The 16,633-nt window shown below is 65.3% G+C and carries 17 protein-coding genes, 2 tRNA genes and 1 pseudogene; 7 read left to right on the top strand and 13 right to left on the bottom strand.

The window, feature by feature from the left end; genetic code table 11:
* Positions 1-116 precede the first annotated feature (116 nt).
* Positions 117-842 carry a FadR/GntR family transcriptional regulator gene (locus KTN05_RS16305; protein WP_217330447.1) on the top strand — a complete coding sequence of 242 codons (726 nt, stop codon included), beginning with the start codon at positions 117-119 and terminating at the stop codon, positions 840-842.
* Positions 843-1,116: 274 nt separating this feature from the next.
* Here KTN05_RS16305 and KTN05_RS16300 read toward each other — a convergent pair whose 3' ends face one another.
* On the bottom strand, positions 1,117-2,079 hold the full coding sequence (locus KTN05_RS16300) for a hypothetical protein (protein ID WP_254368293.1): 963 nt from the start codon (positions 2,077-2,079) through the stop codon (positions 1,117-1,119).
* Positions 2,080-2,608: 529 nt separating this feature from the next.
* Between KTN05_RS16300 and KTN05_RS16295 the strand changes: the two genes are divergently transcribed.
* The gene (locus tag KTN05_RS16295) at positions 2,609-3,604 is read left to right on the top strand and encodes a hypothetical protein (RefSeq protein WP_217330446.1); all 996 of its coding nucleotides are present in this window, start codon (positions 2,609-2,611) and stop codon (positions 3,602-3,604) included.
* A gap of 71 nt (positions 3,605-3,675) precedes the next feature.
* Here KTN05_RS16295 and KTN05_RS16290 read toward each other — a convergent pair whose 3' ends face one another.
* The 5 genes and pseudogenes from KTN05_RS16290 to KTN05_RS16270 all read right to left on the bottom strand — a co-directional run bounded on the left by KTN05_RS16290 (position 3,676) and on the right by KTN05_RS16270 (position 8,432).
* The gene (locus KTN05_RS16290) at positions 3,676-4,041 is read right to left on the bottom strand and encodes a hypothetical protein (RefSeq protein ID WP_217330445.1); all 366 of its coding nucleotides are present in this window, start codon (positions 4,039-4,041) and stop codon (positions 3,676-3,678) included.
* Positions 4,038-5,339 (bottom strand): glycosyltransferase family 39 protein, encoded by a 1,302-nt coding sequence (locus tag KTN05_RS16285; protein ID WP_217330444.1) that lies wholly within the window; start codon positions 5,337-5,339, stop codon positions 4,038-4,040. The genes KTN05_RS16290 and KTN05_RS16285 overlap by 4 nt, the downstream gene beginning before the upstream one ends.
* Before the next feature lies 1 nt (position 5,340).
* Positions 5,341-6,765 carry a UbiA family prenyltransferase gene (locus tag KTN05_RS16280; protein WP_217330443.1) on the bottom strand — a complete coding sequence of 475 codons (1,425 nt, stop codon included), beginning with the start codon at positions 6,763-6,765 and terminating at the stop codon, positions 5,341-5,343.
* Between the two features lie 597 nt (positions 6,766-7,362).
* A pseudogene (locus KTN05_RS16275) lies at positions 7,363-7,577 on the bottom strand (ATP-binding protein); the annotation flags it as partial.
* A 507-nt stretch (positions 7,578-8,084) separates the two neighbouring features.
* Entirely contained in the window at positions 8,085-8,432 is a 348-nt protein-coding gene (locus tag KTN05_RS16270) for a hypothetical protein (protein ID WP_217330442.1), read from the bottom strand.
* Between the two features lie 74 nt (positions 8,433-8,506).
* Between KTN05_RS16270 and KTN05_RS16265 the strand changes: the two genes are divergently transcribed.
* The gene (locus KTN05_RS16265; RefSeq protein ID WP_217330441.1) at positions 8,507-8,878 is read left to right on the top strand and encodes a hypothetical protein; all 372 of its coding nucleotides are present in this window, start codon (positions 8,507-8,509) and stop codon (positions 8,876-8,878) included.
* On the opposite strand, the gene KTN05_RS18760 is transcribed toward KTN05_RS16265, so the two are convergent.
* The 3 genes from KTN05_RS18760 to phaZ all read right to left on the bottom strand — a co-directional run bounded on the left by KTN05_RS18760 (position 8,836) and on the right by phaZ (position 10,644).
* Positions 8,836-9,021, bottom strand: a complete 186-nt coding sequence (locus KTN05_RS18760) for a hypothetical protein (protein WP_371823395.1) — start codon at positions 9,019-9,021, stop codon at positions 8,836-8,838. The genes KTN05_RS16265 and KTN05_RS18760 overlap by 43 nt on opposite strands.
* A 151-nt stretch (positions 9,022-9,172) precedes the next feature.
* Positions 9,173-9,248, bottom strand: a tRNA-Val gene (locus KTN05_RS16260).
* Between the two features lie 67 nt (positions 9,249-9,315).
* Positions 9,316-10,644: a polyhydroxyalkanoate depolymerase gene (phaZ, locus tag KTN05_RS16255; protein ID WP_217330448.1), complete on the bottom strand. Its 1,329-nt coding sequence runs from the start codon at positions 10,642-10,644 to the stop codon at positions 9,316-9,318.
* A 109-nt stretch (positions 10,645-10,753) separates the two neighbouring features.
* On the opposite strand from phaZ, the gene KTN05_RS16250 reads away from it, so the two are divergent.
* From KTN05_RS16250 to KTN05_RS16235, 4 genes are all read left to right on the top strand, one after another.
* The gene (locus tag KTN05_RS16250; RefSeq protein ID WP_217330440.1) at positions 10,754-13,264 is read left to right on the top strand and encodes a class I poly(R)-hydroxyalkanoic acid synthase; all 2,511 of its coding nucleotides are present in this window, start codon (positions 10,754-10,756) and stop codon (positions 13,262-13,264) included.
* 132 nt (positions 13,265-13,396) lie between these two features.
* Positions 13,397-13,864 (top strand): phasin family protein, encoded by a 468-nt coding sequence (locus KTN05_RS16245; protein ID WP_217330439.1) that lies wholly within the window; start codon positions 13,397-13,399, stop codon positions 13,862-13,864.
* Between the two features lie 144 nt (positions 13,865-14,008).
* Positions 14,009-14,605: a polyhydroxyalkanoate synthesis repressor PhaR gene (gene phaR / locus KTN05_RS16240; protein WP_217330438.1), complete on the top strand. Its 597-nt coding sequence runs from the start codon at positions 14,009-14,011 to the stop codon at positions 14,603-14,605.
* 40 nt (positions 14,606-14,645) lie between these two features.
* Positions 14,646-14,735 (top strand) — tRNA-Ser (locus KTN05_RS16235).
* A 31-nt stretch (positions 14,736-14,766) separates the two neighbouring features.
* Here the strand turns inward: KTN05_RS16235 and KTN05_RS16230 are convergent.
* The 4 genes from KTN05_RS16230 to KTN05_RS16215 form a co-directional block, all read right to left on the bottom strand.
* Positions 14,767-15,441: a hypothetical protein gene (locus KTN05_RS16230; protein WP_217330437.1), complete on the bottom strand. Its 675-nt coding sequence runs from the start codon at positions 15,439-15,441 to the stop codon at positions 14,767-14,769.
* Positions 15,442-15,695: 254 nt separating this feature from the next.
* Complete coding sequence (locus KTN05_RS16225) at positions 15,696-15,836, bottom strand: hypothetical protein (protein WP_217330436.1); 141 nt, start codon at positions 15,834-15,836, stop codon at positions 15,696-15,698.
* Positions 15,833-16,066: a helix-turn-helix domain-containing protein gene (locus KTN05_RS16220; protein WP_217330435.1), complete on the bottom strand. Its 234-nt coding sequence runs from the start codon at positions 16,064-16,066 to the stop codon at positions 15,833-15,835. Before KTN05_RS16220 ends, KTN05_RS16225 begins: the two co-directional genes overlap by 4 nt.
* A gap of 115 nt (positions 16,067-16,181) precedes the next feature.
* Positions 16,182-16,379 (bottom strand): hypothetical protein, encoded by a 198-nt coding sequence (locus KTN05_RS16215; protein WP_217330434.1) that lies wholly within the window; start codon positions 16,377-16,379, stop codon positions 16,182-16,184.
* Positions 16,380-16,633 lie beyond the last annotated feature (254 nt).

Here is a 16,633-nt window from a genome sequence, read left to right as displayed (position 1 = left end):
AATCCCGGCATCAGGCTGCCCGCTGTAGCAATCTGATCAAGCTCGGACCTCTCCGAGGGCCGGCGCTCCTACACCACGCCAAGGGGCATGACCCCCGATGCGCGCGACTGGCAGTCTTGCCGCAGGAAGTCGCGCGTCATCTGATCCCCGGTATACAGACCGGCGAATACCCCGTCGGCACCAAGCTTCCGAGCGAGCGCGACCTCGACCTCCAGTTCGGCGTAAGCCGCCCCGTGATTCGCGAGGCCCTGTGCCAGATGAAGTCCGAGGGACTGGTCGCAGCCAGGGCAGGCAGCGGCGTCTTCGTCCTGGGCCCGCAGGAAGGGCGCGCTTTCAAGCTGCAATCCGTCGACATCGATGAGCGCGTGTCTCTTCAGTTGTTGATGGAGTTGCTCATTCCCGTCGAGGTCGCAGCTAGCCGGATTGCGGCGCCGCGTCGGACGGACCATGATCTCAAGCTCATCCATCGGGCGCTGATCGGCATGGAACATGCGATCGACAGTGACGAACTGGGCGACGACGAAGACTGCGCCTTTCACGAGGCGATCGTGAACGCGACCCACAATCCCCCTTCAAGGGCCTTGTGCACGCATCTGGAATTCGGCGCCCGCAGCATCATCCGGCGGGCCCGCGCGAATACGCGCGCCAATCTGCCGGACATGCCGGGCGCGGTGCAGGAAGAGGATCGAGCGATCTTCCAGGCCATCAAGGCAGGCGACCCTGCCGAGGCAACGCACCCGGCCAGACAGCATCTTCTGAATGCCGCCGACCGGATAAATATCTACCTGCAGGACGGTAGGGACGCTGGCGCGGAGGGCGGCGGGGACACGCCGGCGCTATGATTGTCGGGGGCGAACGAGACGCCATAAGTTCTCCGGGAGCGAGCCGGTTTGCCATGCTACGTGGCGCTGTGCAACGGTCTGCTTCCGCAAACGCGCCAGTTCCGCGGCTTCCCGGCGGCACGGTGGTGCCGAGCCAATTCGCAGCGCTTGGCCGGACTTGAACTGACGCCGATCAAGGACTGGAATCAGGACTGGCCATTCGGACCGCGCCTTCCGGGCTTCGAGGCGATCGCCGCCCGCTGGAGCTCATCGCCAGGGCTTGCGAGAAGGCCTTTCATCCATCGAATTGGCTCAGCCGTTCCGGCGACACGCCTGCGTAGGGGATCCCAGCAACGACGTCCCGGACGATCTCCTGGACGCGCGGGGCAGCTTCGTTTTCGAACCAGTGCGCGTCGGTGCCATCGCTGCGCTTCAGTCGATGGGGCAGGCCGAGGGGGCTGCGTTGCCATAGCACCGTCCAATGCGTCAGCGCGATCACGTAAGCCCCGAGGTCGCCCATGTGGATCGGGTCGAGGGCTCCGTGTTCATCGCGGCTGAACAGGTCCTCGCGCGAGGAAATTCCCGGCAGTTGTCCCGCTTCCGCGGCGCGGGCGACGGCGGCCATCGTTTGCCCCCCAGGGATCAGGAAGATGTGGCCGGTTCCCCGGCGCGCCTCGGCGGGCGCCAGGACATGGCCCAGCCACTGTTCGGACAGATCGGTGTCGATCCGCTCGAGCCAGCCGGCGGGATCGTCCAGGTTGTGCCATGTCTCGTACAGATAGATGCGAATGGCCGGATTTGCCCGGCGCGCGAACCTGACCCATTCGGATAGCCAGCGAGGGCTGTCGTACCAGCGGACCGCGTCACGGATTTCGACCATTTCGGTCAGAACCAGCGCGTCGAACCGTTCTGCAGCCAGCGCCTCCTTGGCCGGAGCCGGGTCCATGCCACCCGCGTGAAGCGCGAAACCCGGAATTTTCGGCCCGTCTTTCCAATGCTGCTTCAGGGTCGTGCCCCAGCCAAGCTGAGATGCGTAAGCGTGACCGCCGAGCTGCGCCAGCATGGCCGGCATATCCGGCCCGACAAGGCTGTGGCCGAGATGATAGATGCTGCCAATCCTCTCGGGCGCCGGCAAGGGTGGGTGCGCTGTAGCCACCATCGCGACAGGCTGCCGCCGCCATTGGCGCCAGGCGAATGCCGACGCGCTCAAGCCGCCTGCGGCTGCCAGCAGCGATCCCAGGGCGATCCGTCGATTCATGCGCAAAAGCAACCTTCTTCCAAGTCCGATGTCCTGACGCAGACAGCCATGCCAGTCCTTTCTATGATCCTAGCGCATATTTGGCAGGTGAACGACGGAACGGGCATATCAGTTCTGACAAGAACCGGAGCGCGCCTTCAACCCTGTTCTTGATCGCTCAGATCGGCGGGAGAATTTTTCAGCACATGTTTGCGGTTCTCGAGGTGTATGACAAGGATCGCACGATGGCCGGTGGCGGGGTAGCGTGCTGCCCTCTCGGGAAAGCCATGCAACGCCCGCCCTGGTTCGGGCAGTTCGGTGCATGTCATTGTGCCGAACTGTTGGGCGGCCTCTTCCGCCTCTTGACCCGAGTCGGTTACACGCGGAAATCAACAGCCCGAACCCGTGTCCACGAAAACCGGGGATCATCAATACCGACTTTTGGGGCGTCATCGCCGGGAGCTGCTCAGTGGGACTGAATAGCTGACGCGGCGCGTCAATCATCTTGCCATCGGGACGCCCGCGGGCAAGGATCTGGCAACCTGCTGTCTTGGCGAATGTCCGTTCAAACGGTTTCAAAATGTTGCATGTGAACAGGGGTCGGCACGAGGTTCCGCGCGTCCGCAGCGGACATTGCGCGCTGCCAAGGCGCGCCGTCCTGAGCGCGGCGGCGGCGGTTTTCGTGCTTGCCCTGGCGGGCCCAAGACTGGCTGCTGCCGGTCCGACGGACCCGTTCGCACTGCGGGTGATCCAGTCCGGCCACTCGCTCACCGATCCGATCGTGCCGATGCTGAATGCACTCCTCGCGTCGAAGGGTGTGCGCCAGTCCTCGCCTTATCTGGCTGATCGCTCGACCATTCCCGGCAGTCCGATGGACTGGCGCTGGACCCACCGCACCGATTTTCCCGACGCCCGCCACGACATCGCCAACTACGACATGCTGGTCCTCACAGAACGCGTCTCGCTGTCCGGCACCGTGCCCTGGCACGGTTCCGAGAATATGGCGCTGCGCTGGTTCGTGCACGCATGGTCGCAAGGGAACGGCGGGGCAGGGGCGCAGACGGTGCTCTACGCTTCGTGGGTCGATGTGGACAGCGGGCCGGGGAATGCAAATCCTCACAACGACCCCGAGGCGCATATTCCGTTCCGGGAAAGGTTGCCGCTGGAAATGGCTCGCTGGCAGGCCATCGCGGATCATGTCAACGCCAGTCGCCCGGAGGGCTCACCGGCGATGCGGGTGATTCCCGGCCCGCTGGTCATGGCCGCCGCCTACGATGCGATCACGGCCGGAGCGGCGCCCGGCATCTCGGCGATCGAGGATCTGTTCGCGGACAACATCCATGTGAGCGACGCCGGGGCCTATCTGATCGCGCTGGCCCATTTCGCGGTCCTCTATGACGTCGATCCCCGGACGCTTTCCGGCGGAATAGGGCGGCTCGGTCCGCGCGATTCCGCCACCACGGCATGGATGAAGCAGTTGGTCCACGAGGTCCTCCTGGCTTACCCCGATGCACATTACAGCGGTGCCGCGGCGGTTCCGGGCTGAGCGACCGGCCCGGACCGCTCGACGGGGGACGCGGGGGTCACCGGCGGCCCTGCCGGAGAGCCAGGTGACCGTCAGGACGTGCTGCCGGACACTGCCGTGACGACAAGCCCCGCAATGATGAGCGCCAGACCGGCGACTCGTGCCGCATTGACGCTTTCCTGCTGCAACAGCACACTGATCGCCGTCAGCATCACCATCGCAAGGGCGGTGACGGCGGTATAGGTCAGGCTCAGCGAATAGAGGCGGATGGCCGACACGAAGGCGGTCAGCAGGAGTCCGGCGCTCAGCACCCCCAGCCACATCCAGCCGGACGTGAGGACCGACTGCGCGATGGTCCAGGGGGTCGAGACATTCAGCGCCTGCCCGCCCTTCTTCAGGCAGAGGTTCAGCGCCACATTCGCGCTTGCGGCGACCACGATCAGGAGCCAGTGATTCATGCGGCAGCCTTGTCCTGTGGGAATTGCACAGCCGGGCGCGACAGCAACGCGTGCAACGCAACCGCAGCCATCATGGCGATGAAGGGCGACGAGGGCATGTGATAGCGATCGTCAGCCACGACGATCACATGCAGGCTGGTGAAATAACCACACAGCGCGACCGGCGGATTGAAAAAGGCGGCGACGATACCATTCCGCCGCCAGATGACCGCGATACCGGCCAGCGCGCCGATCAGGAGCAGGTACCAGTATCCGGTGGCGAGGAGCTTGGCCCCCGTCACTCCCTTGTCCCCGACCAGGGCGCGCAGGTTTTCCTCGTTCCAGACCACGCCGACGGTTTCGCGGATGTTCAGCCGAACCAGCTTGAGGCCCAGCAGCCGGATCGCTGCACCGGGATCCTCGCGCATGAACTGCTTGGCCTCTTCCTTGAGGTACTCGCTGCGCTCGATCTCGGTCATGTGCTCGACCTCGGACGGCAACTCCATATAGCCACCGTTGCTGGCCGGATTGTTGCCCATCCACAGATTGGGCCCGAAGTTGGTGGAGATCATCACCGGCGCGCCAAGGACCTGCTGGTTGCGGATCGTCCAGGGCGCGGCAACGAGCAGGATCAGCAGCATCGCGATCCCCGCCTGCATCGCCGAGACGACAAAACGCCGCGGGCCGCGCGCCAGATCAACCAGCGCCAGCGTCAGCGGCACCAGCAGGATCACCGGCCGGATGTAGGACGTGAGTCCCCAGATCACACCCGCCAGGAGCAGGTTCACCATGGGATTGCCGGTTTGCCTTTGCCAGAAAATCAACCCTGCAAGGGTTCCGGCGATGAAGAACAGCTCGCTCGACAGGACCGTGGTGAAGAAGATCAGGTTCGGCCAGAAGACGACCAGCGCCAAGGCCAGGATGGCGATCCGGTCGCCGAACCAGCGCGCGGCCAGGTGATGCGTCAGCGTCAGGATCATGAACCCGGCGATCAGATTCAGGATGACCACGCCGGCATAGCTGTCGGTGAACAGATAGGTGAAGGCGACCAAGGCCGAGGTTCCGACCGCCCAGTAGGCTGTGGGCTCGGTCGCGCTCCAGCCATAGACGCCGTGATCGACCAGCGTTCGGGCAAACTGATGATAGGCCCAGCTGTCCGAGACCGGCAGCATCGGCACCGCGATCGCCCACAGGATGCGCAACCCCATCCCGACCAGCAGCAGGGTTCCGTAGCTGCCCAGGCGCCGGGTCCGGGAGCCCTGATGCGGGGCAGACCGCGCCTCGGTCGATGCGCCATTCCAGGCGTTGGGCGAACTCATCCTATCCTCCCACGGCGGCGACCAGAAAGATCACCAGCATCAGCAGGCCGCAGAGCAGGCTGACCCGATCCCGCAAGGTGAAGACGATCGGGTCGTCGGTCATGAAACCCCGCCGCGTCATCAGCTGCATGCGGCCGATCCACAGCATGAGCACCGGGCAGATCAGCAACAGCAGATCCGGGATGCCGAAATGCGGCTGCACCTCGGCATCCTGCGAATAGAGCGCGAAGACCAGAACGGCCGCCTGGGCTGCCGAGATGGACATCGCCTGATAGATCGGCAGATCGCCGACAAGCAGGTTCCGGCCCGCCGTCCGCTCACCCCCGCGCGATGCGAGATCCTCCAGTTCGGCCTGGCGCTTGATCGTGGCCAGCGCGAAGAACAGGAACATCGAAAAGACCAGCAGCCACGGCGACAGAACGATCCCGGTCGCCGCGCTGCCGGCGACGATCCGCAGGGTATAGAGGATCGCCAGGGCGATCACGTCGGCCATCATCTTGCGCTTCAAGGACAGGGAATACAGCGATGTCGTGGCCAGATAGAGCAGCAGGATCCAGAGAAATCCGGTCGGCAGGAACAGCGCTGCCAGAAGGATCGACAGCACCAGCAGCACCGCCGCGACCGCCAGCCCCTGCACAGGACTGGCCCTTCCCGCAGCGAAGGGACGGTTCCGCTTGCGCGGATGGGCGCGATCCGAGGGCAGGTCCAGCAGGTCGTTGACGATATAGATGGCCGACGCCGTGAGCGAAAAGCAGAGCATCGCCAGCAGTGCGGCAGGCAGCCCGCCCAGATCCTGCGATGCGAGGACAGGCACCAGGATCAGCAGGTTCTTGGCCCACTGATGCGGCCGGCATGCGCGGATCAGCGCGCGGAACGGCAAGCCTTCCCTGCCGTCGATCCGGTTCAGGTCAACGCCATTAGCTGCCGCGCGGCGCTGAACGGACGGTGAAACCCTAACCCCATATGCCTGCCGCGCGGCTTTCCAGACCGGCAGATCGGCGGCGCTGTCGCCCAGGTAGTCGAATCCGCTCTCTCCGAAGCGGGCGACGAGGTAGTCCGCCTTGGCCTGACCGCGCAGATTCTGATCGGTGCCCGGCCCGCCGGTGCCGATGGCGAGATCGAAAAGCCCCAGATGCGTGGCGATCGCCTCGACCTGGCGATGGTCGGCGGCGGAGACCAGCGCCACCTGACGACCCTCGGCCCTTGCCGCCGCGACGAGGTCCAGCACCGCCGCGTCGTAGGGCAGAAACCGGGGATCCAGGATGGCTTGGCTGGTGACACGTTGCTTGAAAGCGGCCTTTCCGTGCCGGACCGCGCCGCTTAGCCGCCACAGCGCAGCCGGGCGCTGCGCCGCAAGGCTGAGCAGCCCTTCATGCAGCGTGTCGGTCCGGCACAGCGTGCCGTCGAGATCGACGATCAGCGGCACATCCCGGACGCCGACAGATGGGCGGGATCCAGAGGGCCGCGCAACCGTCACGACGGAAGCCGTGCTGGACCGAATAGCTGCTTCTTCCGTCAAGCTGTATCTGGCCCCCGGGCCCTGCTCCCATTTCAAGCAAAGGCGCGCGCCATGCGATCACCTGTTCCAGCCGGACCCTACATGCTCGCTAAAGGGTGGGGAAGCATTTAGTGATCGATCCAGATCGCTGTCTCGCGCCTGAGCTGTAAGCCCATAAGCGGATGCCCCTGACCATTTCGAATCCGGACGCGACGGTGAGCGGCGTTGCGTCCCGCATGATCCAGATACAGGCGGCTATCCAGTTGCGCGGTGGAGCGGGCTTGCTCGCTCGCGGGCGCGCTGGCGAGCGAGGCCGGGGCTTTCGGCAGGGCCGTGTCGGCTCCTGGACGCATCGGTGAGGCGGTCAAGCCGGCCGCTGCTGCGGGGGCGTAGCGGTAGCGGGGGTGAAGGCCGTAGCGGGCACCTTGGCGCCCGTGCTCACGAACCGTTGATTTCCACCCGGAACTGACGCGGGTTTTCGATCGAGAGCTGACCCACCGCCAGGTTGTCTTGCGCGGGTGAGGCTCAGGTCGAAGCATGGCCAACCTCCTTCGTTTTCCTGGCTGCGGCGGCTGAGCTTGCCTTGACGCGGAAGCTGTCGTTTCCGGTCGCCAGGATGTCGCAGCGATGGGTCAGGCGGCCGGGCAGCGCGGTGGTCATGCTGGCATCGCCGAAGACGGCGGCCCTTCGCTGAAGCTCAGGTCGGTGGTGATGACAACGCTGGTGCGCTCGTAGAGCTTGCCGTCCAGGATCGGTTGGAGTGGCGCCAAAAAGGAAAAAGCTGTTGCCTCTGCGTTGGAAGTGGTGCCGGACTTTAGACCAACGCATAAGTATTTTCGGCACGAACAGTCTTGCCGTTAACGGCGGCAGCAAAACAAGTAGCCATAATCTCAAGACGGCCTTCCCCTGTCGCGCTTAATGCTTCTGATATTGTGGCAGTTAAAGTCATTGGCGATGGAGTCTCAATTCAGAAAATTAATCGTGGAAGCCAGGTAGCTGGCGCAGCAGTGGGCGGTGTTATTTTGGGCCCAGCAGGCATTTCTCTTGGGGGCCTTAGCGGAACAAAGCGGACAGAAGACAAGATAAAACGCTTGTGTCTGCGAATCTATACGAACAACGTAAGCAATCCCGTTTTCGATGTCGTGCTCTTCGAGTCTCTCGGCACCGATCCTAATGACTCCACCGCGAAAAATACCGCCTCTGAATTGAGCCAGACCGCGCTGCGAACGCTCGGCACCTCATCGCGGTCATGGCGGTGACATGAATGCCTGATCTGCTCGGGGTGATACCGAACAGCGACAGAGCCGCCGGATCCCTTCCGGGGTCAGTTCGCTCTCGCGGAGCCATGTGGCAATCAAGTTGGACATGCGCTGCGCCTTCGCCGCGTAGCGTTCGGGGTCGGTGCCATTGTGGAAAATGTCGTTGACGGTCTTTGCGGAAAGTGAGGTCATCAGGTGGTCACGCCACGCGAGCAGTTCTTTCCGGCTGACGCGGGCCGCGTCGTTGTGCTTCAGGGACTTCTGCAGGCTGACGATGACCGGAGCTTGCCGCTTGCCACCGTCGCACATGGATTCGACCTGCTTCCGGCTGGTCACATCGTCGTCCCAAAGCTTTGTGAGGCTCGCCGGGCAGGGGCGTCCTCTGGCGGCGTGGCGTTCACGATCAGTGGATGTTCTGCCTTGCCGGCAAAGTGGCCTTCGTCGCGCTCGGCCACGCGGGCGAGGGCCTCAATCTCACCGACGCAGAGGGCTCGGGCGCTCATGCGCCATTCGTCGGAGCCGGGATCGGCGATGAGATTGCCGGCCGCTCGGAAGCGCTTGACCTGGGGGCCGACAAGGGCCGCAAGTTCATCATCGGTCGCGGCTCCGGCGATTGCGCGGCGAAGTGTCGCGACCAGCTGGTCATGTATGAAACCGATCCAATAGCGAGGATCGTTCCGGGCTACGTCATCGAAGGCGAGGCGCTGCGCGTAGTGAGAGGCGGCAAGCTGGCCGGGCGTCAACGGATAGCGCCCCGGCTGGACGGCGCGCGCCCTGCCTGAGATGCCTTGCGCTCGGCGGCGGCGAGTTGGTGCTGAAGCTCGGCAACCGCGCCGGGCAGGAGCTTCAAGGCGGTGCGGAATTCAGGGCCAAGCGAGGTGCGCAGCTCGGTCTTGCCCATGAACCGGCGAAGGCCGGCGGGCACGACAAGGCGGGCGAAGTAGCGCCCAGATCTGTTGAGTAGATGGCGAACCTTGCCGGCCGTGACGGGCGTTCCGTTTGTAACCAGATTTGTTACATCAGAACGGCCAAACCCCAGCGTTTGCAAGGGTTTTCAACGATTGCCGGGTGCGTAATGGTGGGCGGTGAGGGGTTCGAACCCCCGACATTTTCGGTGTAAACGAAACGCTCTACCAACTGAGCTAACCGCCCGCAGCGGGGCTTATGCCCCGCGAGGATCCGCGATGCAAGTCGCACCGCGCGGCCTGCGCGGGGGCCGTCAGACCGCGAGCTTGCGGTCGTCGTCGGGTGCGCCGGGGCCGGTGTCGGTCGCGACCTGCCCGGCCGGGCGTCGTTTGCGGCGCGGTTGCTCCGCGTCCGCGGAATGTTCGTCCATGAAGTCAAGCACCAGCGGGCGGATGTTCAGGCGCCAGCTCTTGCCGGCGAAGATGCCGTAATGGCCCGCATTGGGCTCCAGATGCTGGGCCTTGCGCTCGGGCGGCACGTTGCTGCACAGGTCCAGCGCCGCGACGCACTGGCCGGGGGCCGAGATGTCGTCGTTCGCGCCCTCGATGGTCATGATGGCGACGTCCCTGATCGCCGTCATGTCGGCCAGGCGGCCATCGACCGTGAATTCGTTCTTCGCGATCTCGCCGGTCTGGAAGATGCGCTCGACCGTGGAAAGATAGAACTCCGCCGTCATGTCCATGACCGACAGATACTCGTTGTAGAACTTGTTGTGCCTGTCGTTCTCGGACGCTTCGCCGCGGGCCTCGGCGAAGATCTGGTTGACGAAGGCCTTCGTGTGGCTTTCGGCGTTCATCGAGATGAACGAGCCGAGCTGCGCGAGCCCCGGATAGACCATCCGCCCGGCGCCGCGATACTTGAAGCCGACCTGCTGGATGAACATGGCGTCCAGCTGGCCCATCGTCACGCGGTTGCCGAAGTCGGTCACGTCGGTCGCGGCCGCGTCGGGGTCGATCGGGCCGCCGATCAGCGTCAGCGTGCGCGGCTGGGCCGCCGGATCGGTCTCGGCCAGGACCGCGGTCGCGGCGAGCGCCAGAGGGGCGGGTTGGCAGACCGCCATCACATGCAGGTCGGGGCCGAGATGCCTGATGTAGTCGATGACGTATTTCGTATAGTCCTCAACGTCGAACTTGCCTTCGCTCACCGGGATGTCGCGGGCGTTGCGCCAGTCCGTCACCCAGACGTCGCAATGGGGCAGCAGCGACTTGACGGTCGAGCGCAGCAGTGTCGCGTAATGGCCCGACATCGGCGCGATCAGCAGGACGCGCCGGGCCATCGGCTCGCGCCGGGCGACGCGGAACTGCAGGAGCCTGCCGAAGGGCTGCGTCAGCACCGGCTCGACATAGACGAGGTGGTCCTGGCCTTCCTCGCCCACGAGCGGCGGGATGTTCCAGTCGGGCTTGATGACCATGCGGGCGAAGCTGCGTTCGGTGACGCGGCCCCAGGCGCTGAGCAGCTTGAACATCGGATGCGGTATCATGGCGAAGGCCGGGTATGAGGCCATCGCACGCGCCGAGGCGCCGAGCCACTCGTTCGTGTTGCGGATGGTTTCCATGGTATCGTAGGACACCATTCCGCGCAGTCCCTTGTAGGTCATCGTCGCTCCTGACTGAGGCGGTTTGCCGCAGCGGCTTTACGGTTTCGCTGCACCGTGCCAATCTTAGGCCTTCAGGTAGGGAGGATTTGCGGCAATGGCAAGCAATCAGGATGACGACGCCCGGCGCGACGCACCCCCTGCGGGCGGTCCCGGCACCGAGGACAAGGATAGCGGGAAAGCGGCGGGGCAGGCCAAGCCCACCCAAAGCGGAACCGGCCAGACCGGCGATGCAAATACGGGCGAAGCGGCCGTCACCGGGACTGCCGCCGCGGGGAAGGGTCGGCGCAAGTCTGCGACCGGAGCGGCCGCGCCTGTGGAAGTCAAGGCCGCCGAGGCAGGTTCCGGCGAACCGCAGGGCAATGAACAGAAAACTGCCCGCGCCGCCAAGACCAAGCGCGAGCCTGCGACCCGCGCCACCTCCGCCACACGCGCCCGCGCGGCCGAGCGGGCGGACCCGCGCACCGGGACGCGGAAGACCAAGGCCCCGCGCAAGGCCGATGACGGCGGAGCGAGCCAGACCGATGCGCCCGCCTCGGCGAACATGACCGCAGACGCGGCCTCGGCCCCGGCCGAGACACCCCACGTCAGCGAAGTGGATGCGCCCGCATCCGCGCACATGACCACCGGGGCGAGCCCCGCGGCAGCCGCCGAATCGCCGCATGTCAGCGAGGTCGAGGCACCCGCATCCGAACACATGACCGTCGAAACCGGCGCGGAAGCTCCCGAGAAAGGGGCAAGGCCGCCCCATGTGTCCGAGGTGGAGGCGCCGGCATCGCGGAACATGTCCGCCCGCATCGCGGTCCCGGACCGGGCGGATACCGGGCAGCGCCCGTCGCTCGTGGCGCTGCCCGAACGCATCGCCGAAAACATCCAGCGGATCGAGGATCTCGGCCAGCGGCTCGTGCAGGCCCTCGCCCAGAAGCCGGTGCGGCCGGCGGGGATCGAGGGGCCGGGGATGGATTTCTATGCCGCCGCTGCGGGCGGATGGATGAAGCTGGCCACCGAACAACCCGCCCGGCTGATCGGCCAGCAGGTCCAGTACTGGGGCGAGACGCTCCAGAACATCGCCGAGGCGCAGACCGCGTTTCTCCAGCGGGGCGGCGGCGCGCCCGAAGCTGAGGAAGTCGAGCGCGACAAGCGGTTCAAGAATCCGCTCTGGCAGACCAACCCGTTCTTTGCTTACGTGCGCGAGCAGTATCGCATAAATGCCGACGCGCTGAGCCGCGCTGCGGCCGACCTGCCGATCGACGATATCGTCCAGCGCCGCCGGATCGACTGGTTCACCCGCCAGATGATCGACATGATGGCGCCGACCAACTTCCTCGGCACCAACCCCGACGCGCTGGCCAAGGCGATCGAGACCGAAGGCGAAAGCCTCGTGCGGGGGTTGGAAAACCTCGTCGCCGACATCGAGCATCATCAGGGCGATCTGGTCGTCTCGCTCAGCGACCGCAGCGCCTTCGCCGTGGGCGAGAATATCGGCGCGGCGCCCGGCGCCGTCGTCCACCGCGATCCGATGTTCGAGTTGATCCAGTATACCCCCACGACCGAACAGGTCCACAAGGTGCCGCTGCTGATCATCCCGCCGTGGATCAACAAGTTCTACATCCTCGACCTCAAGCCCCAGAACAGCATGATCCGCTGGCTGGTGGAGCAGGGCTACACGCTGTTCGTCGTCTCGTGGAAGAACCCCGGCGCGGACGAATCCGACGTGGGGATGGAGGATTACGTCTCCGCCTATCTCTCGGCCTTCGAGAAGGTCCGCGAGTTGACCGGCGAGCGGCAGCTCAACGCCGTCGGCTACTGCATCGCCGGCACCACGCTGTCGCTGGCGCTTGGGCTGCTGTCGCAGCGCGGCGACGATCAGGTCCGCTCGGCCACGTTCTTCACCACGCTGACCGACTTCTCGGACCAGGGCGAGTTCACCGCCTATCTGCAGGACGACTTCGTCACCGGGATCGAGGAAGAGGTCGCCCGCACCGGCTATCTCTCGGCCCGGTTGATGCAGCGGACCTTCAGCTTCCTGCGGGCCAACGATCTCGTCTGGGGGCCGGCGGTGCGCCACTACATGATGGGGGAAACCCCGCCCGCCTTCGACCTGCTGCACTGGAACGGCGACGGCACCAACCTGCCGGCGCGGATGCTGCGCGAGTATCTGCGCAACATCTGTCAGGCAAACCAGCTGGTCCGCGACGGGTTCGAGGTGCTCGGCCATACCGTCCGGCTGTCCGACGTGACGGTGCCCCTCTGCGCCGTTGCATGCGAGACGGACCACATCGCGCCGTGGGTCCACAGCTGGCGCGGGGTGTCGGAGATGGGATCGGACGACAAGACGTTCCTGCTGTCCGAATCGGGTCACATCGCCGGCATCATCAACCCGCCGGGCCGCGACAAATACGGCCACTACATCGCCCACACCGATGGCGACGGGGCAGAGGTGGAAACGGCCGAGGGGTGGAAGGCCAAGGCGACCTTCCGCAAGGGCAGCTGGTGGCCCGAATGGGAAGAGTGGCTGGCCCAGTATTCCGGCCCGATGGTCCGCGCGCGGACCCCCGGCTCGGGCATCGAGCCTGCGCCCGGCAGCTACGTCCGCGAGCAGGCCTGAAGAAATGCTGCACTGCAGCATAAATACCTGTTGCAATGCTGCGGTGCAGCATGTATAGCCTCAGTCGGTCCATGAGGGCTGGCGGACCGGATCGCCGATGCAAATCCGGACACCCCCCAGAGGAGCATTGAAATGGCCAAGACCCCCGACTTCACCCAAGCCTTCCAGAACATGATGTCCAACTTCCCCACCGACAACTCGGGGATCTCGGAAACCTTCAAGACCCAGACCGCCCTTGGCGAGAAGATGAGCCGCGTGGCCCTGGAAGCCGCCGAGCGTTCGACCGAAGTTTCGGCCCAGTGGGCCCGCGACGCGATCTCGCGCCTGGGCGAGCTGTCCACCGCCAAGGATCAGCCGGCCGACTACGCCAAGGCGATGAGCGACTTCGCCACCGCCGCGGCCGAAATCGCCTCGCAGCACATGTCCGCCTATGCGGAAATCGCCAAGAAGGTCCAGATGGACACCGTGGACATCATGCTGAACGCGGGCAAGGACGTTGCCGCCGACGCGCAGCGCATGACCCAGAAGGCGACCGCCGACGTCCAGAACGCGACCCGCAACGTCACCGGCGCCGGCGTCAAGCCCGAGAACAAGATCTGATCTTCTTCCTGTCCGCGGCTCAAGTCGCGGTCGAGGGACTTTGAAAGGGGCGGCGCCATGCCGCCCCTTTTGCATGCGCGGCATCCGCCCGCCTGCCGGCCGATTTCCTTTGCATTCCCGCCGGCCGGCCACCATCATCCGCCCATGCAGAACGACACCCCTCCCGAAACCAGCGCGCCGCCCGCCCAGGACCAGACGCCGCTGACGATCAAACGCTATGCCAGCCGCCGTCTCTACAACACCGAGACGTCGGACTACGTCACGCTGGAAGAGATCGCCGCCCTGATCCGCGCCGGCCGCGAGGTCCGGGTGATCGACCTGAAGTCCGGCGACGACCTGACCCGGCAGTATCTGCTGCAGATCATCGCCGAGCACGAAGGCCGCGGCGAGAATGTGCTGCCGATCGACGTGCTGACGGATCTCGTCCGCAGCTACACCACCCAGGCCCAGTCGGTGGTGCCGCATTTCCTGGCCGCCAGCTTCGAGATGCTGCGCGAGGGCCAGTCCAAGATGATGGAGCAAATGGCGCAGCTGAACGCGCCGATGTCCGCAATGCCCGGCTTCGAGGCGCTGCAGCGTCAGCAGCAGCTGTTCCTGCGCACGATGATGGGCGGCTGGAAGATGCCCTACGGCAGCGGCCCCAGCGAGCCCGGCGAAGAGCCGGAAGGCGAACCCCAGGAGGACCTCGCCGCCATCCGCCGCCAACTCGCCGACCTGCAGGCGAAACTGTCGAAGCTCTGACTTGCGCGCAGCCCGCACACGGGCTAGATCGCGCAGGCACGGACGGTTGGCCGAGTGGTCGAAGGCGCACGCCTGGAAAGTGTGTAGGCGGGGAACCGTCTCGAGGGTTCGAATCCCTCACCGTCCGCCACAGCTTTATTCGCATTTGATTTCCTTGGTTTTTATCCTTTTTTTTGTACCAGGTTCGGCGGGTAATACATCGTTCTGTTTCTGTCCTGTTCCTGTGACCAGCCGCCGGGCGTCCTCTGAACGGGTGTAGTGCGCTGCCTCGTCCAGCATCTCGTGCCCGCCCCAATCCATGATCGCGTGCGCAGTGCGCCGGCTTCGGCGATGGCAGTCAGCCGCGCCTTGCGCAGCCCGTGCGCGGTCTTTCCGGTCAGTTTGGCGTCTCTCGCAGCAGCGCTGATGAGGTTGCTCAACCCCTTCTCGGATCGGGGCCGCCGCCCGCGCGCCTGCAGGAAGGTCAGGCCACCAGCGAGCGGCTTGAGGGCTTCGATCATCCCGCGCCGCTCGGCATCCCAGCCCATTGCCCACTCCGGCAGGGGTGCAGTCCACGGCACATGGGCAGGGCCGCCAGTCTTGCGCTGATGGAAGAACAGAACCCCGTCGCGCCCGACATGCTGAGGGCCAATCGCCACCGCATCTATGGTCCGGGTGCCGGTCCATAGCAGAAGCTCGAAGCAGGCGCGCTGGACGGCGCCGATCTGCCAATGCGCGCGAAACCTCTCGATTTCCCCTGCCGTCCAGACAGCGTGTCCGACCAGTTTCACCTTTGGGGCGCGGACAGTCAGGCTCGGATCATCCTCGACCAGGCCAACGGCCTTCGCGTGGGCCATGACGCGCCGCCACGTCTAGAGGCGCGACAGGGGCCGCGTCCCTTCCAGCTCGGCAAGGTCGGCGGCAATGTGCTTGCTCCTGAGGGCCTTGATCGCCACCGTTCCATAGTCGGCGCGGATCGCCTCCATGTTCCGGGTGAGGATGGCGCGGTAGACGGGCGACTGCCGAGCATAATCAGCGGACCCCGTGAAGGCAATGCAGGCGGCGGCGAGCGAGCCGGTAGGTGCTGGCGCCGACTTCTCTGCGGGTGAGCCTAGCCCAGCTCACAGCGCGCCCACGCGGCGATGAAATCGGGGTGCGTCTCGGGCAGATCGGGCAGGCGGATGCCAGACGCGCGATGGTATTTCACCACCCGGTCGCCGCGCTTCTGCCGTCTGACGCCCTTGAGCTTCACAGTCCAAACGCCTTGTCGCATTCTGATGCCTCGCTCGCTTCGTCCTGCTGATCATACGGCAGGCCGCCAGCGTAGGCATCAAGGTCAAGCCGGTCGAACAGGCGACGGCCACGCAGCATCCGGCGCGGGATGCCAAGCTCAAGCAGCGTCGTCTGAGAAATGCCGACGTAGGCCGCCGCTTCCGGCGCGCCCATCAGGCGAGGCTGGAATGTCAGATCGGCCCGTCCCATGCTCAGCCCCCGTCCTTCATCGCGGCGGGCGGGGCGGGCATCTCGCACCAGTGCGTAGGGTTGGCCGCCTCCTCCCACTCAGAACCAGCCCTGAACCACCAGTTTGGAGTATAGCTTAAGCCTTCATCTTCATCGCCGTGCCATTCGCCGCCCCATACGCGTGCGTAATCCCCGCCGTGAAACTGGACCAGCGCACCGTGAAGCGCGCCACAGCGTCCACGCCGACCGTGTTGGCGGCATATCGCTCCGCATCAGCGTCAGCGAAATCGGCGGCGGGCGATCCGAAACCGCGCTGGCCGCCGAGGTGCTGCATGTGGCGGTGGGTTTCAGCCCCGCCGCCCCTTGGGCTGCCACAAGCCCCCTGCATCGTCCAGCCTGACGGCCGAACTGCTGCAGGAGGTCGAAACGGTGCTGCGCGATGTTTACCGTGACGCCCCGATTGGCTCACAAATTGTGCCGTTCGACGCGATGGGGGTCATGCCCCTTGGCGTGGTGTAGGAGCGCCGGCCCTCGGAGAGGTCCGAGCTTGATCAGATTGCCACAGCGGGCAGCCTGATGCCGGGATTG

Origin of the sequence: Paracoccus sp. Z118, from assembly GCF_019061185.1 — a bacterium.
GTDB lineage: Bacteria > Pseudomonadota > Alphaproteobacteria > Rhodobacterales > Rhodobacteraceae > Paracoccus.
The sequence above is the reverse complement of the archived record's forward strand: the minus strand, read 5'-3'. Positions and strand labels throughout refer to the sequence as shown.